This window comes from Azohydromonas lata NBRC 102462, assembly GCF_001571085.1.
Classification (GTDB): domain Bacteria; phylum Pseudomonadota; class Gammaproteobacteria; order Burkholderiales; family Burkholderiaceae_C; genus Azohydromonas; species Azohydromonas lata.
This window is the reverse complement of sequence record NZ_BCTC01000099.1, coordinates 1-23,315: the sequence shown is the minus strand read 5'-3', so window position 1 is coordinate 23,315 and position 23,315 is coordinate 1. Positions and strand designations below refer to the sequence as shown.

The window sequence follows — 23,315 nt, the reverse complement described above, 5'->3', positions numbered from 1 at the left end:
CCCGGCGCCGGTGACCTGATGGGTCCGCAGGCGGCCGGTGGGAGCGTGCCGGCATTGCCGGCGCGGGTGGAGGAGGGCGGCGGCACGCTGGTGGAGCGCCTGCACGCGCATGTGCTGGAGTCCATCCTGAACGGCGCCTTTGCGCCGGGCACGCGGCTGCCCACCGAGGCCGAGCTGGCCGTGCGCTTTGGCGTCTCGCGGGCCACGGTGCGCGAGGCGCTGTCGCGCCTGCGCTCCGAGGGCCTCATAGAAACCCGGCGCGGCAGCGGCAGCCACGTGGCCGCGATGAGCCCTGCACAGCCCCAGGCCGCGCCACTGCCCACGGTGGCCAGCCTGGCGGACGTGGAGCGCTACTACGCCTTTCGCGACTGCATGGAAGCGGGTGCCGCCGCCGCCGCGGCCGAGCACCGCAACGCGGAAGACGTCTTGGCCCTGCGGCTGGCCTTCGACGATTTGCAGGCCTGCCTGCAGGCCGGCCGCCCCGCGGCGGACGAGGACGCGCGCTTTCACGCCGCCATTGCGCACGCCACGCACAACCCCTTCTTCATCACCGCCATGCAAGGGCTGGTCGTCCCCATACGCCAGTACATGGACCGCTTCAACGTGGCCCGCGACCAGGCCAGCCCCGCGCGGGTGCAGGCCGCGCTGGACGAGCATCGGGCCATCCTGGACGCCATCGCCCAGCGGGCTGCGTCACAGGCGGCGCAGGCCATGCGCCAGCACGTCTTCAACGCCCGGCAGCGGCTGTTCGAGGCCACGCGGCTGGTGTGACGCCAATGCGGCGCTGATCGCGCCTTTCTTTCTGTCCCGGTCCGCCACCGCGCCCGGGACTTTTTGTTTTTGGCGTTCACACGCCCGTTTTGGACTGTGTCGTCGTACAACTTGCAAAGACCTTTCAGGTGGTCTTTGCTATGTACGTGCTTCCCACATGCACGCGATCTTGCAGGTGGCGGCACTAGGTTGTACGATGACATACAACGCAGCGATTCAAGCTGTGTGTCACGTACCCGCACCCCCCACGGAGAACACTGAATGTCCCCCCAAGAGCTCAAGAGCGCCCTCCAGTCCGGCCTGCTGTCCTTCCCGCTGACCGACTTCGACAGCGAGCTGCGTTTTGACGCGCGCGGCTACGCGCAGCGCCTGGAGTGGCTCATGCCTTACGGCGCCACGGTGCTGTTTGCCGCGGGCGGCACGGGGGAGTTCTTCTCGCTGGAGCCGGGCGAGTTCTTCGACGTGGTCAAGGTGGCGGCCGAGACCTGCCGCGGCCGCGTGCCCATCATTGCCGGCGCCGGCGGCGGCACCACGCTGGCCATCCAGTACGCCAAGGAAGCCGAGCGCGCCGGTGCCCAGGGCATCCTGCTGCTGCCGCCCTACCTGACCGAGGCCACGCAGGAAGGCCTGCTGCGCCACGTCGAGCTGGTGTGCAAGAGCGTCAAGATCGGCGTGGTCATCTACAACCGCGGCAACACCCGCTACAGCCCCGAGACCCTGCAGAAGCTTGCCGAGCGCTGCCCCAACCTCATCGGCTTCAAGGACGGCATCGGCGACATCGAGGCCTTCGTGAACGTGCGCCAGAAGCTGGGCGACCGTTTCGCCTACTTGGGCGGCCTGCCCACGGCGGAAGTGTTCGCCGGTGCCTACAAGGCCATGGGCTGCCCGGTGTACTCGTCGGCGGTGTTCAACTTCATCCCGCGCACGGCCATCGAGTTCTACAACGCCCATGCCACCGGGGACACGGCCACCACCGGTCGCCTGATCAACGAGTTCTTCCTGCCCCTGGTGGAGCTGCGCAACCGCGGCCAGGGCTACGCCGTGAGCCTGGTCAAGGCCGGCGCCACGCTGGTGGGCCACACGGCCGGCCCGGTGCGCCCGCCGCTGTCCGAGCTCAAGCCGGCTGAAGTCGAGCACCTGCAGGCGCTGATCGCCCGCCTGGGCCCGCAGTAAGCGCGGGTCAACCGCATCGCAGCCCGTCGCCCGGGCTGCTGACCAGTTTCTGTAGGAGGCCCGCTGGCGGGCCGAACCCGTGGCCCGGCCGCGATTCGGCCCGCCAGCGGGCCTCCTGCAAGGCCAAAGGGGCACGCCCCTCTCAAGGACAAGCCATGTTCAAGAACCTCATCGGCGGCGAGTGGGTCGAAGGCGCCGCCGTCAGCCGCAACATCAACCCCTCGGACACGCGCGACGTGGTGGGCGAGTACGCGCAGGCCGACGCCGCGCAGGCGCGCCTGGCGATCGCCGCCGCGCATGCCGCCGCGCCCGCCTGGGCGCTCACCACGCCGCAGCAGCGCTTCGACATTCTGGACGCCGCCGGCAGCGAGATCCTGGCCCGCCGCGCCGAGCTGGGCGACCTGCTCGCGCGCGAGGAGGGCAAGACGCTGCCCGAGGCCGTGGGCGAGGTCGTGCGCGCCGGCAACATCTTCAAGTTCTTCGCGGGCGAGGCGCTGCGCGCATCCGGCGACGTGGTCGCCTCGGTGCGTCCCGGCGTGGGCGTGGAAGTCACGCGCGAGCCCGTGGGCGTGGTCGGCCTGATCACGCCCTGGAACTTCCCCATCGCCATTCCCGCGTGGAAGCTGGCGCCCGCGCTGGCCTTCGGCAACGCCGTGGTGCTCAAGCCCGCGGACCTGGTGCCGGGCTCGGCCTGGGCGCTGGCCGACATCCTGCAGCGCGCGGGGCTGCCGGCGGGCGTGTTCAACCTCGTCATGGGCCGCGGCTCGGTGGTGGGCCAGGCGCTGCTGGACGACGAGCGCGTCAACGCCATCAGCTTCACCGGCTCGGTGGGCACGGGCAAGCAGGTGGCGGCCGCGTGCGTGGCGCGCATGGCGAAATTCCAGCTGGAAATGGGGGGCAAGAACCCCTTCATCGTCCTGGACGACGCCGACCTGAACGTGGCCGTGAGTTGCGCCGTCAACAGCGGCTTCTTCTCCACCGGCCAGCGCTGCACGGCCTCCAGCCGCGTCATCGTCACCGAAGGCATACACGACAAGTTCGTGGCCGCCATGGTGGAGAAGATGAAGTCCATCAAGGTGGACGACGCGCGCAAGGCCGGCACCGACATCGGCCCCGTGGTCGACGAGAAGCAGCTCGCGCAGGACCTGGAGTACGTGGCCATCGGCAAGGGTGAGGGCGCGACGCTGGCCGCCGGCGGCGAGGCGCTGGGCCGCAACAGCGCGGGCGCGCCGGGCTTCTACATGACGCCGGCGCTCTTCACCGACACCACCGCTCAGATGCGCATCAACCAGGAAGAGATCTTCGGCCCGGTGGTGAGCGTCATCCGCGTCAAGGGCTACGACGAGGCGCTGGCCCTGGCCAACGACACGCCCTTCGGCCTGGCCTCCGGCATCGCCACCACCAGCCTCAAGCACGCCACGCACTTCAAGCGCCATGCCCAGGCCGGCATGACCATGGTGAACCTGCCCACCGCGGGCGTGGACTACCACGTGCCCTTCGGCGGCCGCAAGGGCTCCAGCTACGGCCCGCGCGAGCAGGGCCGCTACGCGGCCGAGTTCTTCACGACCGTGAAAACGTCCTACACGCAGGCCTGAAGCCTGCGCCATTCCCGGCGGCGCCGCACCCCTTGGGGGCCGGCGCCGTCGGTCCATCAAAAGAGCCAAGAAGAAGGAGACAACACATGCAAGACCAGTTCATCGCGCGGCGCCGCCGCCTGCTTCAGACCTTTGCCGCGGGCGGCCTGGCGTCGCTTGGCGGCAGCGCGCTGGCGCAGGCGTTCCCGTTCGCGCCGAACCAGCGCTACCCGGACCCGGCGGTGCTGATCCTGGACCCCAGCTTCGCCAAGTACCGCATCTACAGCTCCAGCGTGGAACAGATCACCACGGGCTTCCGCTGGGCCGAAGGGCCGGCCTACTTCCCGGAAGGCGGCTACCTGCTGTTCAGCGACATCCCCAACAACCGCATCATGAAGTTCGACGAGAAGACGGGTGCCGTGACCGTCTTCCGCGCCAACGCCAACTACGCCAACGGCAACGCGCGCGACCGCCAGGGCCGCCTGGTGACCTGCGAGCACTCGGTGACGCGCCGCGTCACCCGCACGGAGAAGGACGGCAAGATCACCGTGCTGGCCGACAGTTTCGAAGGCAAGCGCCTGAACGCGCCCAACGACATCGTGGTGAAGTCCGACGACAGCGTGTGGTTCACCGACCCGCTGTTCGGCATCAACGGCGAGTGGGAAGGTTTTAGAGGTCAGCGCGAACAGGCCAACACCAACGTGTTCCGTATCGGCGCGGACGGCAAGCTGACGGCCGCCATCACCGATCTGGTGAACCCCAACGGCCTGGCCTTCTCGCCGGACGAGAAGAAGCTCTACGTGGTGGAGTGGAAGGGCACGCCCAACCGCAGCATCTGGAGCTACGACGTGGGTGCCGACGGCGTGAGCCTGTCCAACAAGACCAAGCTGATCGACGCCGCCGACCAGGGCGCGCTGGACGGCTTCCGGGTGGACCGCGACGGCAACCTCTGGTGCGGCTGGGGCAGCAACGGCGCGCTCAACGCCGAGCCCGCCGACGTGGGCGGGCGCAAGGTGTTCCAGCTCAAGGGCAAGCCGGAGGACCTGGACGGGGTGATGGTGTTCAGCCCGCAGGGCAAGCCGCTGGCGTTCATCCGGCTGCCGGAGCGCTGTGCCAACCTGTGCTTTGGCGGGCCGAAGAACAACCGGCTCTACATGGCCAGCTCGCACTCGGTGTACGCGCTGTACGTGGAGGCGCACGGCGCGGTCTGAGTGCCCGGCCCGGCCGCTGCGAAGGGGCGAGCCGTCCCGCTTCATGCAAGAGAGCTGCCCTCACATGCGCCTGCGGGCAGCCTCTCAGCACAGCGCTCAGTCAGCGCTGATCTTCGCTTCGACGACCAGCTTCTGCCAGCGTGCCGTCTCACGCTGGATGTGGCTCTTGAACAGGGCGGGGCTGCCACCAGCCGGCTCCGATCCCGTGGCGGCGAAGCGCTCCCTGATTTTCGGTTGCTTGAGCAACTCGTTCACCTCGGCGTTCAAGCGCGTGATGGCGGCTGCGTCGGTACCCGACCTTGCAACAAGCCCCACCCAGCCACGCAGGTCGATTCCTGGAAAGCCGGCTTCGGCCAGCGTGGGCACATTGGGAAACGCGGGAAGTCGCTGTGGAGCCGAGACGGCGAGTGCCCTGACTCGCCCGGAATTCAGGCCCTGCAAAGCCGCATTGGAGCCGGCCAGGGCAACATCGATCTGCTTGCCGGCCAGGTCCGTCACGGCACTCGCAATGGTCTTGTAGGGCACATGCACCAGGCTCATGCCGGCGGCCCGCTGCAGCAGCTCCATCCCCAGGTGCGCAGGCGAGCCGCTTCCTGCGGAGCCATAAACGAGCATCTGGGGCTTGGACTTCGCCAACTCGATGAATTCCTTCAACGTGTTGGCCGGCAGGTTGGTGTTGACCAGCAGCACGGGCGACTCGGTGCTGAGCTGAACGACGGGCTCGATGTCCTTTTCCAAGTCGAACGGCATTTTTCCGTTGCGCATCGCCGGGGCCGCGGCAAGCTGCAGGTGCATCATGCCGAACGTATGGTTGTCCACAGGAGACTTGGCCACCGCATCCAGGCCGATGACGCCTTGAGCGCCAGGCCGGTTTTCTATGACCATGGGCTGGCCCAGGCGGGCGGGCAGAAGGTCTTGAAAAGCGCGTATGGCCGTATCGGCGGGGCTCCCGGGCCCCGCGGGCGCGATGATGCGCAGCGGCTTGGAAGGCCACGCATTGGCGCTTGCGTGGCCACTCAGCGCGGCAGCGGCGCTTGCCAACATGAAGTCTCGGCGGTGCAGTCTCATGGTCTTGTCTCCGTTGTGGCGGACCCCGTGACGTCGGGTCCTTGTCAGGCCAGCGCCGTCGCCGCCGGGCTGGTTTCGGTATGTGCAAGCATTTCGCTCGACAGGCGGGCCCTCAGCGCCTCGCGCACGGTGCGGTATGAGGGCTCGTCCCAGAGGTTGCGTGCCTCATCCGGATCTTCCAGCCGGTCATAAAGCTCACCCCAGGACACCCCGTCGTACACGCTGAGCCGGTGCCTGTGGGTCAAGAGGGTTCGCATGCGCACGGGCTGGTCGAAACCGAAATAGGTCCGCTGGCCTTCTTCCTCGATGAGCAGGGCGTCGCGCTGCCGCTGCGCTTCACCGCAGATCGCAGGCAGGAAGGACCGTCCCTGCATGCCGTTGAAGCGCTCGATACCGGCCCGCTCCAGCAGCGTGGGCGCGATGTCTATGGTCGACAGCAGTGAGCGGTCGGTCCGGCCCCCGTGCGCAGCCCACTGGGGATCGCGCCATATGAACGGCGTGCGGGTCAGGCTCTGGTAGTGCAGCGAGCCCTTGAACAGCAGCTGGTGGTCGCCGGCAAACTCGCCATGGTCGCTGGTGAACACGACGACGGTGTCCTTGTCCAGGCCAAGCTCGCGAAGGACTGCGAGCACGCGGCCGATCTGCGCGTCGATGAAGCTCAGCGAACCCAGTCCGAGCGCCATCGCTTCCCGGACTTCGCGCTCGGTGGCCGCGTAGCAGGCCATCGTGTTCTTGACGGCCCGGCCGGCATCACGCTGCGCCCGCAGCCATGCAAGGTGCGGCGGCGGCGTGTCGGCGTGAAACGACGACGGCAACGCCATGTCTTCGGGACGGTACAGGTCCCAGTACCGTCCGGGCGGCGTGTACGGGTGGTGAGGGTCGGCAAACGAGCTGTAGAGAAAGAAAGGCCGCTGCCGCCGCTGGGCCTCGCGCAGTTGCGCGATGGTCTGGTCAGCGATCCAGGCCGTCGGATGCAGCTCCTGCGGGATCGCGCTGCGCCAGGCCTGTCCGTGCTTGACCAGTTCGTACCCGGGTGCGGGCAGGCTGTGCTGCTTCCCGACCTTGTCGGCGAACTCGGGATGCTCGGCCTGTAGCCATCGGCGGTAGTGCCCGTCGGAGGCATCGCCGTGTCCGATGGCCAGCTGCACATGGTCGAAGCCGTAGAAGGGCAGCTCCATCTCGAAGGACGGGCTCGCTTCCCAGGTCTTCTGGCATTCCTGCTGATAGTTGCCCGGATAGGGGCGTTGAGCTTCGCGTTTGGGCCGGTGTGCGTCCTGGGCATGCAGCGGCGGCTTGGCCGTCATGTTCTGCAGATGTGACTTGCCGATCAGCGAGGTCGCGTAGCCCGCCTCGCGCAGCAGGTCCGCGATCGTGACCGCGCCCAGCGACAGCGGGATGCCGTTGTGGCGCACGCCGTGCACCGAGGGCATGCGCCCCGTGAGCAGGCTGGCACGGTTGGGCATGCAGATCGGTGTCGCGACATGGCACTCCTGCGCGCGCCAACCACCAGCGGCCAGGCCGTCGATCACGGGCGTGGCCTCAATGGAATTGCCGTAGCAGCCCAGGTGAGTGGCACACAACTGGTCGACGATGAAGAACAGGAAATTGCAGGTCATGGCGAGAGCTTGGAAATGCGGTTGCCTTGCGCGGCACCGATACCAAAGACTAACGGCTCCTGCCTGTACCGGTGTAATACCAATTCATAATGACGCCATCAGGCTCCGCAATTTCTGCCATCATTTAATCTGAGAGCTCCATAAAAACAAAGTATGCCGCCACTCGCATAATTCAAGTGCACATTGCGTGCCTTGACATCATGCCTGTGGAGACACCGTGAAGATTGCCCGCCAAATTCTGTGCTTCCTGCCATTTGCAGGTTTGGCCCATTGTGCATGGGCACAATCTTCAGTGCAGATTTATGGTATCGCAGACGTATACCTGGGGCCAGTCAAGGATACGCGCACCACCATGAAAATCGCCGACGGCGGTATTGCGGCTTCGCGGCTGGGTTTTCGTGGAACTGAAGACCTCGGCGGCGGCTGGCAATCGGTTTTCAATCTCGAAATGGGGATGAATCTTGACGATGGCTCATTCACCCTGGGCGGCGGGTTCGGCCGCATGGCATTCGTGGGTTTGAAAAGCCCGTACGGCACCGTTGAAATGGGCCGGGGATACGCACCGCTGTTCTACAGCATGCAGACGGTCGATCCGTTCACGATGAACGTCAACTGGTCGCCGGCCCAATTGCTGAGCAAGTCCGATGGCCAGGGCGCGGCCTTCGCGCCCATCGCACCGCCCATGCGTTTGAGCAATTTGGTGCGCTACCGCCATGGCGACTTGTCCGGCTCGGGTTTTCGTTTCGAATTGACTGCCGCACCGGGAGAAGGCGCGGCCACATCGGGCCGATTCGTCGGCGGCACCCTGAGCTACCGGGCGGAAAATTATTATGTGTCCTACAGCGGCCAGCGTTTGAACACGGGAACCAATTCCGCAGTCAGCTACCATGCTGACGCCCACCTGGTGAACGGAAAATACATGATGGGTCCGGTCACCCTGAGTGCAATGTATGGCGTTGCCGATGCGGATGCCCCCGGCACATTCAAATCCACGCTGACTTTGCTGGGCGTCACGTGGAACCTTGGCGAGCATCGACTGCTGGCTGAATTTGGACGACGCAACGTCAGCAACAGCACCCGTGACAACGACATGCTGACGCTGGGTTATGACTACAACCTGAGCAAGCGCACCACGCTGTATGCCCGCACGCTTCGCTTGAATAATAAAGGGCAGGCAGCCATTTCCATGGGCTTGGCCACGGTACCGGCCAACAGCGGCGTGGACGTGAGCGCCATGGCGCTGGGCATCAAGCACAACTTCTAAAAATCCCTGATGGGGCGCCGCCGGCGTGTTTCCACAAGGATTTGTCGTGCGAATGGGATATTCCGAAATGCCTTGTGCCCCCGCGCTTCGGGCCGACCTGCTGGCAGGCTTGCTGGGTGCGGTGCTGGTGCTGCCGCAGGGCATCGCTTTCGCGACGCTGGCGGGGCTGCCGCCGCAGTACGGGCTGTATTCGGCCGTGGTGCCGTGCATCGTGGCGGCGCTGGCGGGTTCCAGCCGCCACGTCGTCTCAGGGCCTACCAACGCCAACTCGCTGGCGCTGTTTGCCATGCTGGCGCCGCTGGCCGCCGTAGGCAGCCCGGCCTACGTGGAGCTGGTGTTGGCGGTGACGGTGCTGGTGGGGCTGCTGCAGTTCGCCACCGGCGCGCTGCGGCTGGGAGCGATCGCGAACTTCATTTCCCCGACAGCACTGCTGGGCTTCACGACCGGCGCGGCGCTGCTCATCGTGGTCCATGCACTGAAGGACGCGCTGGAGCTGACGTTGCCGCCGGGCGCGAGCGCCGGCGTGGTGCTGCAGGCGGCCGTCTCGCAAGCGCCGCAACCCGGGGCGCTCCTGGTGGCGCTGGCCACCTTGGCCAGCGCCGCGGGGCTCAGGCGCTGGCGGCCCGGCTCGCCTTTCATGCTGGCGGCGCTGGCCGTGGGCACGCTGCTGGCCTGGGCCCTGCAGCATTGGGCGCCCCCGGCGTGGCAACTGCGGCTGCTGGGCCCGCTGCCTCCCGCGCTGCCGCCGCTGCATGTGCCCGGCGTGAGCCTGGAGCAATTGCCGCACTTGCTGGCCATCGCCGCGGCGCTGACGGTGGTGGCGCTGGCGCAGTCCATTGCCATCGCCAAGGCCGTGGCCGCGCGCGCAGGCCAGCGCATAGACGCCAACCGCGAGTTCCTGGGACAGGGCCTGTCCAACATCGCCGGCGGCTTCTTCTCCTGCTACGTCTCCTGCGGCTCGCTCAACCGCTCCATGCCCAACCTGGAAGCCGGCGCCCGCTCGCCCCTGGCGGCCGTCTTCTCGGCGCTGCTGGTGGTGCCGATGGTGGCGCTCACGGCGCCGGTGCTGGCGTGGATTCCGTTTGCCGCCATTGCAGGGCTTTTGGTGCTGGTGGGATGGACGCTGCTGGACCTGCCGCGCTGGCACCGCTTGGCCGCCGCCAGCCGCCAGGAACTGGCCGTGGCGCTGATCACCCTGGCTGCCACGCTCACGTTGCGCCTGGAACTGGCGGTGCTCATCGGCAGCGCCCTGTCGCTGGGCCTGTACCTGCATCGCACCTCGCGCCCGGCGCTGCGCACCATGGGCTTAGGCGGCCCGCGCGGTGACCTGCACCGGCCCTTCGTGGTGCTGGACCACACGGCGCACGCGCAGCCGGAGTGCCCACAGCTGAAGCTGCTGCGCATGGAGGGATCGGTCTACTTTGGCGCCACGGCGCACGTGTCGGACCGGCTGCAGGCGCTGCGCGACGCGACGGGGCCGCAAAAGCACCTGCTGGTGATGGCCAAGAGCATGAATTTCGTGGACGTGGCCGGCTCGGAGCTGTGGCGCCAGGAACTGCGCGCACGCCGCGCCTTTGGCGGCGACCTGTATTTCCACCGCCCGCGCCCACGGGTGCTGGACCCATGGCGGCGCGACGGCTTTCTCGACGAATTGGGTGCCGATCATGTTTTCGCCGACAAGCGGTCTGCCATTCGCACCATTTGTGCCCGGTTGGATCCGGCCCTCTGTGCCCGCTGCACGAAGCGGGTTTTTCAAGAATGTTCGGACCCGCTCATCGTTGCACAGCCACCCGCGCAAGCGTCCTCGTTCCTGCATCCCATTTGAATGCTTGAAATTGAAGTGACAAATAAAGCGGGTTATTCAATCCAAGGTCTTTTGGGTATTTATCGGTGGCGTCAACATAATATTTCACGGTGATTTTTCGTGATGCATCATTTTCCATGATGGGGGGTCAAGAAAAAACCATTGGAGATTTATTTTCTGATGCCCTACGCTTGCATTCCAACGTCAGGAAGTACGGAATGTTCCCATCCAGTCGCATTTTCTCCGCAGGCCGAAGCTTTTGGCTCGCATCGCTGCTGTGCTGTGCCACGCTGGGTCACGCGCAGGGCTGGCCCAGCAAACCCATACAGATCATTGTCCCGTCCACGCCTGGAGGAGCCATCGACAGCTACGCCCGGGTATCGGCCGAGCATTTGGCGCAGCAGGTGAAACAGCCTGTCGTTGTGGAAAATCGGCCGGGTGGCGGTGGCGGCCTGATTGCGACCGAGGCCGCTGCCCGCGCTGCCGCAGATGGATATAGCCTGTTCGTTGGCACCGCCGCGATCCTGACCATCAACCCCAGTGCCTACAAGAAACTCCCCTACAGCCCGGGAGATTTCACCTATCTTTGCAAGGGCGTCGAGTTCCCCTTGGTATTGGTGGCCCATCCATCGACCAACGCCAGAACCATTGACGACCTGGCTCGCTGGCTACAGGCAAATCCCAAAAATGCAAGTTATGCCTCCTACCAGCCGGGCACGCCTTCCCATTTCTTGGGATACCAGCTTGGAGAAAAGCTGGGTATTCCCCTGACCCATATTCCGTACCGCGGCAGCGCGCCTCAGGTGACCGATTTGCTGGGCGGCAATGTGTTCTTCGGCTTCACGCAACTGCCCACCGCACTGCCGCACATCAAGAGCGGCCGGCTGATTGCATTGGCCACGACCGGTACCGTCAGGCCCGATTCGCTGAAGGACGTTGCGACGCTGGCGGAGCAGGGCCTGGGCGACCTGACGACAACTGCCTGGTTCGGTCTTCTGGCACCGAAAGGCATTCCCGTTTCAATTGCGCAACGGCTCATCAAGGCTCACCTGGATGCACTGGGCGACACGAACGTCAAGGCCAAGATGGCTGCCCAGGGCCTGAGCGTATCCGGCGTTTGCGGCCAGGAGTTTCAGGACGCGGTGAAGCAAGAAGCGGCGCGCTGGGCCAGGGTGGTGAAGGCCACGGGATTTTCTGCAAATGAATAAGCAAGGCACGGACATGAATCGACCGAATTTCATCTTCATCATGGCGGATGACCTGGGCTATGCCGACCTCGGCTGCACCGGGGCACGAAGCAGCATGCCCGTGTCGCCGAACCTGGACCGCATGGCCGCGGAAGGGATGCTCCTGCGCCACGGCTACTCCAATTCGCCCGTGTGCTCACCGACGCGCTTCGCCCTGGTTACCGGGCGCTGGCAATACCGTTTGCGTGGCGCGGCAGAAGAGCCGCTCACGGGAAGGGCCCGGGAGGACAAGGTCGTGGGTTTGCCGCCGGAGCACCCCACGCTGCCGTCGCTGCTGCGGGATGCCGGCTATGCGACCGGCCTGGTCGGCAAATGGCATCTGGGCTATCCCCCGCATTTCGGCCCGTTGAAAAGCGGCTACCAGTATTTCTTCGGCCCTCTCTCCGGCGGCGTGGATTATTTTTCCCATCAGGGCAGCGACGGCGTGCATGATCTTTGGGAAAACGAAACGCACATCGAGGAAAAAGGTTACCTGACGGATCTCATCACCGACCGGGCCGTGCAGTTCATCGATTCACAAAACCAGTCGAATCCGTTCATGCTGAGCGTGCATTACACCGCGCCCCACTGGCCCTGGGAAACGCGTGCAGACGAGGCGGAATCCCGGCGGATTGGAAAATCCATCCGGCATACGGATGGAGGTTCGCTGGAAACCTACCATCGCATGATTTACGAGATGGACGAAGGCATCGGGCGCATTCTGCGATGCCTTGAAGAAAAAGGGCTGGATGAAAATACCCTCGTGATCTTCACCAGCGACAACGGCGGCGAGCGTTTCTCGGACAACTGGCCTTTTGTCGGCCAGAAAATGGACCTGCTCGAAGGGGGTATCCGAGTGCCGCTGATTGCCCGCTGGCCCGCGAAAATCATTCCCGGCATCACCAGCGACACACCCGTGATCACGATGGACTGGACCGCGACGATGCTGGAAGCCGCAGGCGTCCAAGCCGATCCGGACCATGCCATGGACGGCTTGTCCTTGTTGCCGCTGCTGGCGAACCCGCGCTGGACGCCGGAGCGCGACCTGTGCTGGCGGATGGCCCACCGCGAACAGCGTGCGCTGCTGCGCGATGGCTGGAAATACCTGCAGGTCGATGGACACGAATATCTTTTCAATTTGGTCAAAGACGAGCGCGAGCGTGCCAATCTCGCCCAGCTTTACCCCGAGAGATTGAAGGAGCTGCGCAGCCGCTGGCTGGCTTGGGCGGCCACCCTGCCTGGAATTCCTGCCGATGCCAAGGTCACGCTTGCATTCACCGAGGCCGACCTGCCCAGGGCCACACACTGACGGCCGTCAGGGCGGTGTGGGCAACAGTTTCAGACAGGCATGCCATGGATATTCGTCATCTGCGCTATTTCATCGCCATTGTCGACAGCGGCAGCCTTTCGGAAGCTTCGCGCCGGCTGCATATCGTGCAGCCTGCCCTCAGCCAACGCCTGTCCAGCCTGGAAGAGGAATTGGGGGTGCAATTGCTGGTACGCGGCCGCTCGGGTGTCGCCGCCACGGACGCAGGGGCGGAGCTTTACCAACGCGCCAAGATTATTCTCAAGCAGATGGATTTGACGAAGGGCGCCGTCCAGGAGAAAGCCGGGGCGATGAAAGGCAAGGTCTCCATCGGCGTGTTGCGCACCGTTGCGTCGGTCATGGGCGCGCGGCTGTTTCTTGCGCTCAAATCCGAGCTTCCCGATATCACTCCTGAGCTCGTGGTGGGATATTCAGCCGAGCTCAAGAACCAGTTGAACTCCATGCGATTGGACTTGGCCATGCAGGTCTACCGGCCCGACGCCAAAAGCGAACATGGCATCCATTTGTTTCGTGAACGTTTGTACCTGGTTTCACCACGATCCATTTTCGATCCCCAGCAACCCGTCAAGCTGGCCGATTTGGAGGCGGTTCCCTTGCTGCTGTCGTCCATGCAGCCTTTTTACGGTTTCCTGATCGATGCTGCCCGTGAAGCGGGCGTGGATCTCGCCATCGTGGGAGGCATCGAGGACGGTGCAGCCGTCCTCGACGTCTGCCGCGCAGGCGTGGCATGCACGGTGGTGCCGGAGATTGCCGCGCAACGCATCGAGCCAAATTCGGGTCTGTCGGTGACGGTTATCGACAACGACAATCTCCATCGGGAAATCAGGCTAGAAAGCCATCCCGATATCCCGAAAACCGGCGCCATGATGGCTGTAGAAAAGGTGATGGCCCGCGTGGTGACGGATTTTCTTGCCAACAGGCAGTGACCTGCGCACGGGCATCTGCTGCAAGGCGCCCGTTGTCAATGAAGGCCGGTCCATGGGCCGGGCCACGAATAACACCCCTGGAGACAAGCATGACTTCTGAAGCCATTCGGGCCATGTGCAAGCACATGGCTTCATCCCACGCCGCGACGGTTGGAATATTCGTGTTGACGGCGGCGCTGCCGTTGGTTGCCCACGCCGAGTATCCGGAAAAGCCCGTTCGCATCGTGGTGGGGTTTGCCGCGGGCACGGCACCGGATATCGCGGCGCGCGTGCTTGCCCAGAAACTTCAAGCCCAGTGGGGCAAGGGCGTGGTCGTCGACAACAAGGATGGCGCGGCAGGATTCCTGGCGGCGCAGGAAGTCGCGCGCTCTCCGGCTGACGGCTATACCCTGCTTTTTGGCGCCGTGGCCCAAATCAGCATCGCGCCAAATACTTACAAGAAGCTGCCCTACGACCCGCAAAAGGATTTTGCGCCGATTGCCCAGGTCGCCAATCTGGATTTCGTGATGGTCGCGCCCACCACCTTGCCGGCAAAGAACCTGAAGGACTATGTGTCTTGGGCCCAGAAGGAATCACCCATGATGGGCACTTTCGGTGCGGGAACCATGGGTCATTTTGGCGCGGCGATGCTGGCAAGCGCGGCCAATTTCAAAATGGAGCCCGTGCACTACAGGCGCACTGGCGACGCGATGACGGGCGTCATCAATGGCGATGCGCAAGGGCTGTTCAGTTCCGTGGCATTGGCCACGCCGTATATCACCGCCGGCAAAATCACGGGGCTCGCAACGACCGGCGCATCGCGCTCGGCTTTATTGCCCCAGGTTCCCACCTTCAAGGAACTGGGATACCAGGATCTCGATTTCACTTCGTGGGTCGGCATGTTTGCCCCGGCAAAAACGCCGGCGCCCATCCTTGACAAGATCAATGCCGATATTGTCCGAGTGCTCAAGGATTCGGACAGCCAGCAGGCTTTGGGAAAGGCCGGCTTCACGCCGGCAGGGTCGAACAGACCGGATTTCGAGGCGTTTATCCAGCGTGAAAACGTCCGCTGGGCCAACGTCGTAAGGACCACGGGTTTCAAGGCACTGGACTGAAGGGCAAGCCATGGGAATCGATGCAGACCGCGCCTTGTGGCGTGCGGAAACCTTTGGCGCGGGCGGACTGCTCTGCACCACGATAGGCGACATGCTGGACCAGCAGGCCCAGGAGCGGCCGCACCGGGAAGCCCTGGTCTACCGTTATCCCGAAATCGGCCTGGAGGTGCGATGGACCTACCGGGCGTTGCGCGACAAGGCCAACGAAGTAGCCAAGGGGCTGATGGCGCTGGGTGTCCGGTCCGGTGACAAGGTGGCGGTGCTGGCCACCAACGTGCCGGAATGGGTGTTGATGCAAATGGCGCTGCCCAAGATCGGTGCCGTGCTCGTGACGGTCAACACGAATTACCGGCGCGTCGAGTTGGAGTACCTGCTCAGGCAGGCGGACGTCCACACCATCGTTCTCATCGAGGAGAACCGCGGCAACGAGTACCTCCAGTCCCTGAAGTCGATTGCGCCCGAGATCGACGCGATATCGGATCCCGAGCGTCTGGACATCCAGTCGGCGGCGTTGCCCGCGCTGCGCCGCGCGGTGCTCATCGGCGGCGAGGCCAGGCGAGGCCTGGTTGCCTTTGACCGCCTGCCCATGCTGGGGGCCTCGGTTGCCGATGAGGCGCTGGCCCGCCGGCAGAACCTGGTCAAGCCGGAAGACGTGTCGCAGATCCAGTTCACGAGCGGAACGACCGGCGCCCCCAAGGGCGCCATGCTGACCTACCGAGGGACGCTCAACAATGCCCGCCTGGTGGCGCAAAGAGCGGGCCTGGCGCAAGACGACCGCTTCCTGACCGCGATGCCGCTGTTCCATGCCGCGGGCAACGTGGTCAACCAGCTTTCCATGCTCGTGGCGGGCGGCACCATCATCAAGGCCATTGCCTTCGATGCCGTGAAGATGCTCTCGCTCATCGAGCAGGAGAAGGCCACCGTCATGGACGCGGTGCCCACCATGTACATCGCCATGCTGCAGGAGCCCCGCTTCCTGGCCGGCGAGTTCGACGTCTCGTCGATGCGCCGCGTCATCAGCGGCGGCACGTCCATTCCCGTGTCGTTGATGGAGCAGTTGAAGTCGCAGTGGGGCGCCGAGCCGGCCATCGTCTTTGGCATGACCGAGGCCAGCCCGATCATTGCCCAGACGCTTCCCGAAGACAGCTTCGAGCTGCGCTCGACCACCGTGGGCCGGCCTCTTCCCTTCACGGAAGTGAAGATCGTGGACTCGGAAGGCGGGGTGGTGGGCCACGGCCAGCCCGGCGAGCTTCTCGTGCGCGGCTACAACGTGATGAAGGGCTACTACAAGATGCCCGAGCAGACGGCCAGGGCCATCGATGCCGAGGGCTGGCTGCATTCCGGTGACATGGCGTCCATGGATGGCAGGGGCTACATCCGGATCGTGGGCCGCATCAAGGACATGCTCATCCGCGGCGGCGAGAACGTCTACCCGGCCGAAGTCGAGGGCTTTCTCATGCGGCATCCCAAGGTGCGCCAGGCCGAAGTCGTCGGCGTGCCCGACCCTTACATGGGAGAGGAAGGCGCGGCTTTCGTGCGTCTCAAGGAGGGCGAAAGCATGGCCGAGCAGGAGGTGGTCGACTATTGCCGTGCCAACCTGAGCCGCCACAAGCTGCCGAAATACATCCGGTTCATCGACGCGTTTCCCTTGACGCCCAGCGGGAAGGTCAAGAAGTTCGAGCTGCGCGCCCAGCTGATCGAAGAGCTTGGCCTCGATGCCACACCGAAGGGGTGATCCATGAGCTTGCCGTTCGTCTATGAGAAGAAGGGCCACATCGCCTATTTCACGCTCAACCGGCCCCATGCCCACAACGCCCTGACGCCGGAGCTGGTGTGCCGGCTGGCCGATGCCGTCGAGGACTACGCGAGCGACCCGCAGCTGCGAGCCGCCATCATCACCGGCGCAGGCAGCAAGGCGTTCTGCGCGGGCGGTGACCTGGGCTCGATGATTCCGCTGCTGGCGGGCAACCGCGCACCGCAGGACGAATGGGATCGTCGCGTGTTGGCCGAGCCCAAGGTGATGGCGGCGTCCTCGCTGCGGGACTATCCGCTGTACAAGCCCGTGATCGCGGCTGTCAACGGCTACTGCCTGGCCGCCGGGGCGGAGCTGCTGCTGGGCACGGACATCCGCATTGCGGCGCAACACGCCAGCTTCGGGTATCCCGAAGCCAAGCGCGCCATCATCCCGTTCGCCGGCTCGCTGGCGCGGCTGCCGCGACAGATTCCCCATGCACTGGCAATGGAGCTGCTGCTGACCGGGGACACCATCAGCGCGGACCAGGCGTGCCGCATCGGCCTGGTCAACCGCGTCGTTCCTGCCGAGTCCTTGCTGGCCGAGGCCGAAGCGGTGGCGCACCGTATCGCCGAGAACGGCCCGCTGGCCGTGCAACGCATCAAGGAGACGGTGATGTGCAGCAGCGGCACGCCACTGTCCGAAGGGTATGCCCTGGAGGACGAAGCTCGTCGCGCCGTGCTCGCCAGCGATGACGCCAAGGAAGGCCCGCTGGCATTCATGCAGAAACGCGCACCTCAGTACACGGGGCGCTGAGTCGCCCACGAAAGGACAGCAATGAGTGAAATCAGGCTCGACGGCAAGGTGGCGGTCGTCACGGGCAGTGGCCGCGGTCTCGGTCTGGCATTTGCCCAGTCGCTGGCCGCTGCGGGGGCCTCGGTCGTCATCAACGACATCGATGCGGAAGTGGCGCAAGCCGCCGTGGACGCTATCCGCTCCGCGGGCGGGCAGGCGGTGGCCGAGGTCGTGCCGGTCGGTAACGCCGCGGCGGCGGATCGATTGGTGGAGCGTGCCGTCAGCAGCTACGGCCGGCTGGACATCCTGTGCGCGAACGCCGGGATCTTGCGCGACCGGGTGCTGTGGAACATGTCCGATGACGACTTCGACCAAGTCATCGGCACGCATCTTCGAGGCACCTTCACCTGCGCGCGCGCCGCGGTCCGCCGGATGCGCACGCAGGGCAGTGGCGGCCGCCTGATCCTCGTGTCGTCCATCGCGGGGCAGCGCGGGAATTTCGGCCAGACCAACTACTCGGCCGCCAAGGCGGGCATTGCGGCCCTTGCCCGGACCTGGGCGCTGGAATGCGCGCGCTCCGACATTCAGGTGAACGCCGTGGTGCCCGTGGCGCTGACCCGCATGCTCGCGTCCATCCCGGGACTTGAAAAGCAGGTCGAGATGTCGGAGCGCGGCGGACCGATCCTGCCCGGCTTGCGCCGCCTGGGGCTGGGCAGCCCGGCGGACGTGGCGTCCCTGGTCGTCTTCCTGTCTTCCGACCATGCCAGGAGCGTGACGGGGCAGTGCATAGGCATTGGTGGCGACAAGCTGTCGTTGTGGTCCCATCCGCAGGAAATCCAGACCGCTTTCCGTGACGGTGGATGGACGGCGGAGGCCATTGCGCAGACGTGGAGCACCTCCATAGGCCGGGAGCTCCAGAGCTTTGGCGACGACCTGCCCAAGCACCTTGCCGAGGTGATCCCGCCGGGCGATGTGGCGCCCTAGGACTCGCCGGAGACAAGTACTTCAGGATTCGTTGAGCGAGGGTGCGCGCGTGAGCGCCGCCGCCGGCTTTCGCCTTACTTGGGCGTGGCGCCGCGGCGGAACTCGTCCGGCGTCACGCCCGTGAGCCGGCGGAACATGGTGATGAAGGCCGAGGCGCTGGCGTAGCCCAGCTCCAGCGCCACGGTTTCCACCTTCTCCCCGGCCTGCAGCCGCGGCAGCGCCTTGACCACGCGCAGCCGCTGCCGCCACTCGCTGAAGGGCATGCCCAGCTCGCGCCGGCAGCGGCGCAGCAGCGTGCGCTCGGTGCTGTGCAAGGCCTGCGCCCAATCGGCCAGCGAGCGGTGGTCGCCCGGCTGCGCGTCCAGCGCGCGCAGCAGCGGCGCGAGCACGGGGTCGTCCGAGCCGGGCAGGTAGCTGCCCGCGCGCGGCGCCCGGGCGAGCTGATCGACCAGCACCTGCAGCAGCCGCGCGTCAGCGGCCGCGGGCGGCTCGTCGCGCGGGTGCGGGTGCAAGCGCAGGTGCTCCAGCAGCGCGCGCACCAGCGGGCTCACGCTCAGCGCGCAAGCGTTGGCGGGCAATTGCGCACACAGCGGGGCCGACACGTAGAGCGAGCAGTGGCTGGCGGCGTCGCGGTTCAGGCCCACGTGCTCCACCTGCGGCGGCAGCCACACGCCGCATTGCGGCGGCGCCAGGAAATGGGCGTCCGCCAGCTTCAGCTCCATCAGCCCGCTGTAGGCATAGACGAACTCGCCCCAGGCGTGGCGGTGCCGCGGGTAGGCGGTGTCGGCCGGCAGCTCGTCGGCGCGGAACCAGATGGGCGACGGCAGCGCGTCCACGAAGGGCGGCGTGCGCAGGTGCGTGGAGCGGGCGGGCATGGCGAGGGCGTGCAAGGGGGTGTGCGACAGGCGGCTGCGTCGTGCCCGGCCTGCAGGCTGGCGGATCTACGGCATGGATTGTCCGATATGTGCAATTCCATTTGAAAACGCCAACGGACAATGCGCCGCTCCATCGCCTTTCCAGCAGGACCCCCCATGTCAGCCCGCAAGCCCCTGGACACCCAAGCCGTCGCCCTGATGCTGTTGCTGTGCACGATTTGGGCGCTGCAGCAGATCGCGGTGAAGGCGGGCGCCGTGGACATGGCGCCGCTGCTGCAGATCGGCCTGCGCTCCGGCATCTCGGCCGTGTTGCTGGCGCTGCTCATGGCGTATCGCGGCGAGCGCGTGTTGTGGCGCGACGGCGCTTGGCGCCCGGGCGCGCTGGCCGGAGCGCTGTTCGGCCTGGAGTTCCTGGTGGTGGGCGAGGGGCTGCGCCACACCAGCGCCTCGCACATGGTCGTCTTCCTCTACACCGCGCCCATCTTCGCGGCGCTGGGCCTGCACTGGCGGCTGCGCGCGGAGGCGCTGCGGCCGCTGCAGTGGGCGGGCATCGCGGTGGCGTTCGGCGGCATTGCCTGGGCCTTCCTGGGCCGTGGCACGTCAGGCGCGGCCGTCGGCGACAACCCGCTGCTGGGTGACGCGCTGGGCCTGCTGGGCGGCGCGGCCTGGGGCGCGACCACGGTGGCCATACGCTGCTCGCGCCTGTCCTCGGCGCCGGCCACGGAGACGCTGCTCTACCAGCTCGTGGGCGGCTGCGTGCTGGCGCTGGCGGGCGCCCTGGCCTTCGGCCAGATGAGCTTCACGCTGACGCCGCGGCTGCTGGGCAACCTGGCCTTCCAGTCCATCGTGGTGTCCTTCGCCAGCTACCTGGCCTGGTGCTGGCTGCTGCGCCGCTACCTGGCGTCGCGCCTGGGGGTGTTCTCCTTCCTCACGCCGCTGATTGGCGTGGGTGCCGGCGTCGTGCTGCTGGGCGAGCCGCTGGAGCCGGCCTTCGTCCAGGGCGCGCTGCTGGTGCTGGCGGGCATCGTGCTCGTGAGCGGGCATGCGTGGGTGGCGCAGGCGCTGACCGCGCTTCGCGCCAGGACCCTGGGGAAACCCCGAGGCATCTGACAGCCGACCGACAGCGCCCCTCACAACAATCCAGCCGCGACGGGGGCGCGGCGATTGCTGCACGCCCGCACACCAGGCGCCGCTGCCCGCGGCGCTCCCACAAGAGACACAACAAAGGGTGCACGCATGGACATGACCAGCGGCTTCTGGCTGGCGCTGTTGCAAATCATCGGCGTCAACATCGTTCTTTCCGGCGACAACGCGGTGGTGATCGCGCTGGCCGCGCGCGGGCTGCCGGCCGAGCAGCAAAAACGCGCCGTGGCCTGGGGCAGCGGCGCGGCCGTCGTGATGCGCATCGTGCTCACGCTGGTGGCGGTGGAGCTGCTGCGGCTGCCCTACCTGAAGCTGGTGGGCTGCGTGCTGCTGCTGTGGATCGCCGTGCAACTGCTGGTGCCGGAAGAAGAAGGCGAAGGCCATGGCGCCGCCGCCACGGGTATGGCAGCGGCTGTGAAAACCATCCTGCTGGCCGATCTGGTGATGAGCCTGGACAACGTCATTGCCGTGGCCGCTGCGGCCAAGGGCAACAACGTGCTGCTGATCGCGGGTCTGGCCGTGTCGATTCCGCTGGTGGTGTTCGCCAGCCGGCTGCTGCTCACGCTGATGGAGCGCTGGCCCGTGATCATCACCCTGGGCGCTGCGCTGCTGGGCTACGTGGCCGGCGAAATGGCCATCGGCGACCCGGTGGTGAAGCCGTGGATAGACGCCAACGCGCCCTGGCTGCACTACGCGGCGCCGGTGGCGGGCGCGGCCCTCGTGCTGCTGGTGGGCAAGCTGCTGGCCGCGCGTGCGGCGCGGGCTCCTGCGCCCGTGGCGGCTCCCGCACTGGCCGGGGCCGGCGTGGCGCCGCTGCAGCGCGTGCTGCTGGCTTCCGACGGCTCGCCGGGCGCGGCCCAGGCGCTGCAGCGGCTGCTGGCGCTGCGCGCGCAACTGCGCGAGCCCGCGGCGCTGGAAGTGCACGTGGTGAACGTGCAGCGGCCGGTGTCCGGCGACGTGGCGTCCTTCGTGCCCAAGACTTCGCTGGACGACTACCACCACGAGCGCGCCGAAGCCGCGCTGCAGCCCGCACGCGCGGCGCTGGCCGCCGCGGGCGTGCCCTTCAAGGAGCACCAGCACGTGGGCGACCCGGGCGCGGCCATCAGCGACGTGGCCGCTGCCCAGGGCTGCGACCTCATCGTGATGGGCGCGCAGGGTTTGGGCTCGCACACCGCCGCGCTGCTGGGCTCGGTGGCGGCGCGCACCTTGCACCTCTCCCGGGTGCCGGTGATGGTGGTGCGCGCCTGAGCGAGCTGGCCCCGCGGCGCGGGGCGGCGCGTCAGCGCAGCAGGTCCAGCAGCGTGCGGGCGACGACCTTGGTGGCGCGGCGCAGGTCTTCGAGCGCCACGCGCTCGTCGTTGCGCTTGGCGTGGCTCTCCAGCACGGTGCGGGGGCCGGCGCCGTAGATCACGGCGGGGATGCCGCGCTCGCAGTACAGGCGCACGTCGGTGTAGAGCGGCGTGCCGGAGGTGGGAATCTCCTCGCCGAACACTTCGCGGCCGTGCTGCTGCAGCGCCTCGACCAGCGGCGCGTTGCCGGGCAGGGGCTGCATGGCGCGGGCCATGAGCATGCGGCGCACGTCCACCGCGATGCCGGGGCAGGCGGTGGCGGCTTCCTGGATGACGCGGCGGATGTCGGCCTCCACCTGCACCGGGTTCTCCTCGGGAATCATGCGGCGGTCCAGCTTCAGCACCACCTTGCCCGGCACCACGTTGGTGTTGGTGCCGCCCTCGATGCGGCCGACGTTGAGGTAGGGGTGGCTGATGCCCGGCACCTGCGAGGTCACCTGCTTGTAGAGCCGGTTCTGCTCGTACAGCGCGTTGAGGATGGCGACGGCGCCCTGCAGCGCGTCCACGCCGGTGTCTGGAATGGCGGCGTGGGCCATCTTGCCCTGCACCGTCACTTCCATTTGCAGGCAGCCGTTGTGGGCCGTCACCACCTGGTAGCTGAAGCCTGCCGCCATCGCGAGGTCGGGCTTGGTCAGGCCCTTCTTCAGCAGCCATCCCGGGCCCAGCTCGCCGCCGAATTCCTCGTCATAAGTGAAGTGCAGCTCCACGCCGCCTTTGAGCTGGGTACCCAGCGCTTCGAGCGCGCGCACGGCAAAGGTAAAAGTGGCGAAGTCGCTCTTGCTGACGGCGGCGGCGCGGCCAAACAGCTGGCCGTCCTCGATCTCACCGCCGTAGGGATCGTGGGTCCAGCCTTCGCCCGGGGGCACCACGTCGCCGTGGGCGTTGAGAGCGATGGTGCGGCCGCCGTCGGCGTAGCGCCGGCGCACGATCAGGTTGGTGATGCTCTCCAGGCCGCTGGCCTTCACTTCCTCCGCCGGGACGGCGTGCCTCTCGACGTCGAAGCCGAAGCCGCTGAGCAACTGCGCGGTGCGCTCGGCGTGCGGTGCGTTGTTGCCCGGGGGCGTGTCGGTGGGGACGCGGACCATCTCCTGGAGGAAGGACACCTCCTCGTCGAAATGGGCGTCTATCCAGGCGTCGAGTTGGGCGTAGGGGGTGGTCATGTCGTCCTCTGAGGTCAAGCAGGAAAGTCTGTAGGAGGCCCGCTTGCGGGCCGAATGGCAGCGATGGCTGGCGTCGTGATGGGGCGGCGGTTCGGCCCGCAAGCGGGCCTCCTACAAGGGGTAGTTGTCGCTCGTCCGGCTTCAGGCCAGTTGCACCAGCAACTGGTTGAAGGCCTGGACGCACAGCTCGGCGTCGTCGTTGCTGATGCTCTCCAGCGGGTTG

At 66.4% G+C, this 23,315-nt stretch carries 19 protein-coding genes and 1 pseudogene; 16 read left to right on the top strand and 4 right to left on the bottom strand.

Features of this window, described 5'->3' with window-relative positions; translation table 11 throughout:
* The 4 genes from ALA01S_RS24495 to ALA01S_RS24480 all read left to right on the top strand — a co-directional run.
* Nucleotides 1-771: FadR/GntR family transcriptional regulator (locus ALA01S_RS24495; RefSeq protein ID WP_157119248.1), on the top strand; the 771-nt coding region annotated here is incomplete at its 5' end.
* Nucleotides 772-1,032: 261 nt separating this feature from the next.
* A complete protein-coding gene (gene kdgD / locus ALA01S_RS24490) occupies nucleotides 1,033-1,944 on the top strand; it encodes a 5-dehydro-4-deoxyglucarate dehydratase (RefSeq protein ID WP_066341936.1) in 912 nt (303 codons plus the stop codon).
* A gap of 155 nt (nucleotides 1,945-2,099) precedes the next feature.
* A complete protein-coding gene (locus ALA01S_RS24485; RefSeq protein WP_066341935.1) occupies nucleotides 2,100-3,539 on the top strand; it encodes an aldehyde dehydrogenase family protein in 1,440 nt (479 codons plus the stop codon).
* Between the two features lie 86 nt (nucleotides 3,540-3,625).
* Nucleotides 3,626-4,729, top strand: a complete 1,104-nt coding sequence (locus ALA01S_RS24480; RefSeq protein WP_066341934.1) for an SMP-30/gluconolactonase/LRE family protein — start codon at nucleotides 3,626-3,628, stop codon at nucleotides 4,727-4,729.
* A 96-nt stretch (nucleotides 4,730-4,825) separates the two neighbouring features.
* Here the strand turns inward: ALA01S_RS24480 and ALA01S_RS24475 are convergent, their stop codons facing one another.
* Nucleotides 4,826-5,773 (bottom strand): Bug family tripartite tricarboxylate transporter substrate binding protein, encoded by a 948-nt coding sequence (locus ALA01S_RS24475; protein ID WP_066341933.1) that lies wholly within the window; start codon nucleotides 5,771-5,773, stop codon nucleotides 4,826-4,828.
* Between the two features lie 68 nt (nucleotides 5,774-5,841).
* Nucleotides 5,842-7,413, bottom strand: coding sequence for a sulfatase family protein (locus tag ALA01S_RS24470; protein ID WP_066341932.1), 1,572 nt, complete (start codon nucleotides 7,411-7,413; stop codon nucleotides 5,842-5,844).
* A gap of 217 nt (nucleotides 7,414-7,630) precedes the next feature.
* Here ALA01S_RS24470 and ALA01S_RS24465 point away from each other — a divergent pair, with 217 nt between their 5' ends.
* From ALA01S_RS24465 to ALA01S_RS24425, 9 genes are all read left to right on the top strand, one after another.
* Nucleotides 7,631-8,677 carry a porin gene (locus tag ALA01S_RS24465; RefSeq protein ID WP_084267899.1) on the top strand — a complete coding sequence of 349 codons (1,047 nt, stop codon included), beginning with the start codon at nucleotides 7,631-7,633 and terminating at the stop codon, nucleotides 8,675-8,677.
* Nucleotides 8,678-8,729: 52 nt separating this feature from the next.
* Nucleotides 8,730-10,502, top strand: coding sequence for a SulP family inorganic anion transporter (locus ALA01S_RS24460; protein ID WP_084267898.1), 1,773 nt, complete (start codon nucleotides 8,730-8,732; stop codon nucleotides 10,500-10,502).
* A gap of 89 nt (nucleotides 10,503-10,591) precedes the next feature.
* On the top strand, nucleotides 10,592-11,689 hold the full coding sequence (locus ALA01S_RS32180) for a Bug family tripartite tricarboxylate transporter substrate binding protein (RefSeq protein ID WP_157119247.1): 1,098 nt from the start codon (nucleotides 10,592-10,594) through the stop codon (nucleotides 11,687-11,689).
* Entirely contained in the window at nucleotides 11,682-13,016 is a 1,335-nt protein-coding gene (locus tag ALA01S_RS24450) for a sulfatase family protein (RefSeq protein ID WP_066341929.1), read from the top strand. The genes ALA01S_RS32180 and ALA01S_RS24450 overlap by 8 nt, the downstream gene beginning before the upstream one ends.
* A 44-nt stretch (nucleotides 13,017-13,060) precedes the next feature.
* Nucleotides 13,061-13,960, top strand: a complete 900-nt coding sequence (locus ALA01S_RS24445) for a LysR substrate-binding domain-containing protein (RefSeq protein WP_066341928.1) — start codon at nucleotides 13,061-13,063, stop codon at nucleotides 13,958-13,960.
* Nucleotides 13,961-14,049: 89 nt separating this feature from the next.
* Complete coding sequence (locus tag ALA01S_RS24440; RefSeq protein ID WP_084267896.1) at nucleotides 14,050-15,054, top strand: Bug family tripartite tricarboxylate transporter substrate binding protein; 1,005 nt, start codon at nucleotides 14,050-14,052, stop codon at nucleotides 15,052-15,054.
* Between the two features lie 10 nt (nucleotides 15,055-15,064).
* Nucleotides 15,065-16,789, top strand: a complete 1,725-nt coding sequence (locus tag ALA01S_RS24435) for an AMP-binding protein (RefSeq protein ID WP_066341927.1) — start codon at nucleotides 15,065-15,067, stop codon at nucleotides 16,787-16,789.
* Between the two features lie 3 nt (nucleotides 16,790-16,792).
* Entirely contained in the window at nucleotides 16,793-17,602 is an 810-nt protein-coding gene (locus tag ALA01S_RS24430; protein WP_066341926.1) for an enoyl-CoA hydratase/isomerase family protein, read from the top strand.
* Between the two features lie 21 nt (nucleotides 17,603-17,623).
* On the top strand, nucleotides 17,624-18,565 hold the full coding sequence (locus ALA01S_RS24425) for an SDR family NAD(P)-dependent oxidoreductase (protein WP_066341925.1): 942 nt from the start codon (nucleotides 17,624-17,626) through the stop codon (nucleotides 18,563-18,565).
* Between the two features lie 74 nt (nucleotides 18,566-18,639).
* On the opposite strand, the gene ALA01S_RS24420 is transcribed toward ALA01S_RS24425, so the two are convergent.
* On the bottom strand, nucleotides 18,640-19,440 hold the full coding sequence (locus ALA01S_RS24420) for an AraC family transcriptional regulator (RefSeq protein WP_066341924.1): 801 nt from the start codon (nucleotides 19,438-19,440) through the stop codon (nucleotides 18,640-18,642).
* A 156-nt stretch (nucleotides 19,441-19,596) separates the two neighbouring features.
* Between ALA01S_RS24420 and ALA01S_RS24415 the strand changes: the two genes are divergently transcribed.
* The 3 genes and pseudogenes from ALA01S_RS24415 to ALA01S_RS34970 all read left to right on the top strand — a co-directional run bounded on the left by ALA01S_RS24415 (nucleotide 19,597) and on the right by ALA01S_RS34970 (nucleotide 21,831).
* A complete protein-coding gene (locus ALA01S_RS24415) occupies nucleotides 19,597-20,550 on the top strand; it encodes a DMT family transporter (RefSeq protein ID WP_066341923.1) in 954 nt (317 codons plus the stop codon).
* Nucleotides 20,551-20,676: 126 nt separating this feature from the next.
* A pseudogene (locus ALA01S_RS34975) lies at nucleotides 20,677-21,348 on the top strand (TerC family protein); the annotation flags it as partial.
* Nucleotides 21,349-21,357: 9 nt separating this feature from the next.
* Entirely contained in the window at nucleotides 21,358-21,831 is a 474-nt protein-coding gene (locus tag ALA01S_RS34970) for a universal stress protein (RefSeq protein WP_238455930.1), read from the top strand.
* 31 nt (nucleotides 21,832-21,862) lie between these two features.
* On the opposite strand, the gene ALA01S_RS24405 is transcribed toward ALA01S_RS34970, so the two are convergent.
* Nucleotides 21,863-23,092 carry a M20 family metallopeptidase gene (locus ALA01S_RS24405; RefSeq protein WP_066341922.1) on the bottom strand — a complete coding sequence of 410 codons (1,230 nt, stop codon included), beginning with the start codon at nucleotides 23,090-23,092 and terminating at the stop codon, nucleotides 21,863-21,865.
* Between the last annotated feature and the right edge of the window lie 223 nt (nucleotides 23,093-23,315).

What these genes read in the sequence shown, in the direction of transcription:
- ALA01S_RS24485 (WP_066341935.1), top strand. Translation starts at nt 2,100, where the DNA reads ATGTTCAAGAACCTCATCGGCGGCGAGTGGGTCGAAGGCGCCGCCGTC.
- ALA01S_RS24450 (WP_066341929.1), top strand. Translation starts at nt 11,682, where the DNA reads ATGAATAAGCAAGGCACGGACATGAATCGACCGAATTTCATCTTCATC.
- ALA01S_RS24405 (WP_066341922.1), bottom strand. Translation starts at nt 23,092, where the DNA reads ATGACCACCCCCTACGCCCAACTCGACGCCTGGATAGACGCCCATTTC.
- ALA01S_RS24435 (WP_066341927.1), top strand. Translation starts at nt 15,065, where the DNA reads ATGGGAATCGATGCAGACCGCGCCTTGTGGCGTGCGGAAACCTTTGGC.
- ALA01S_RS24480 (WP_066341934.1), top strand. Translation starts at nt 3,626, where the DNA reads ATGCAAGACCAGTTCATCGCGCGGCGCCGCCGCCTGCTTCAGACCTTT.
- ALA01S_RS24425 (WP_066341925.1), top strand. Translation starts at nt 17,624, where the DNA reads ATGAGTGAAATCAGGCTCGACGGCAAGGTGGCGGTCGTCACGGGCAGT.
- ALA01S_RS24415 (WP_066341923.1), top strand. Translation starts at nt 19,597, where the DNA reads ATGTCAGCCCGCAAGCCCCTGGACACCCAAGCCGTCGCCCTGATGCTG.
- ALA01S_RS24460 (WP_084267898.1), top strand. Translation starts at nt 8,730, where the DNA reads ATGGGATATTCCGAAATGCCTTGTGCCCCCGCGCTTCGGGCCGACCTG.
- ALA01S_RS24440 (WP_084267896.1), top strand. Translation starts at nt 14,050, where the DNA reads ATGACTTCTGAAGCCATTCGGGCCATGTGCAAGCACATGGCTTCATCC.
- kdgD (WP_066341936.1), top strand. Translation starts at nt 1,033, where the DNA reads ATGTCCCCCCAAGAGCTCAAGAGCGCCCTCCAGTCCGGCCTGCTGTCC.
- ALA01S_RS24475 (WP_066341933.1), bottom strand. Translation starts at nt 5,773, where the DNA reads ATGTTGGCAAGCGCCGCTGCCGCGCTGAGTGGCCACGCAAGCGCCAAT.
- ALA01S_RS24430 (WP_066341926.1), top strand. Translation starts at nt 16,793, where the DNA reads ATGAGCTTGCCGTTCGTCTATGAGAAGAAGGGCCACATCGCCTATTTC.
- ALA01S_RS24470 (WP_066341932.1), bottom strand. Translation starts at nt 7,413, where the DNA reads ATGACCTGCAATTTCCTGTTCTTCATCGTCGACCAGTTGTGTGCCACT.
- ALA01S_RS24420 (WP_066341924.1), bottom strand. Translation starts at nt 19,440, where the DNA reads ATGCCCGCCCGCTCCACGCACCTGCGCACGCCGCCCTTCGTGGACGCG.
- ALA01S_RS24445 (WP_066341928.1), top strand. Translation starts at nt 13,061, where the DNA reads ATGGATATTCGTCATCTGCGCTATTTCATCGCCATTGTCGACAGCGGC.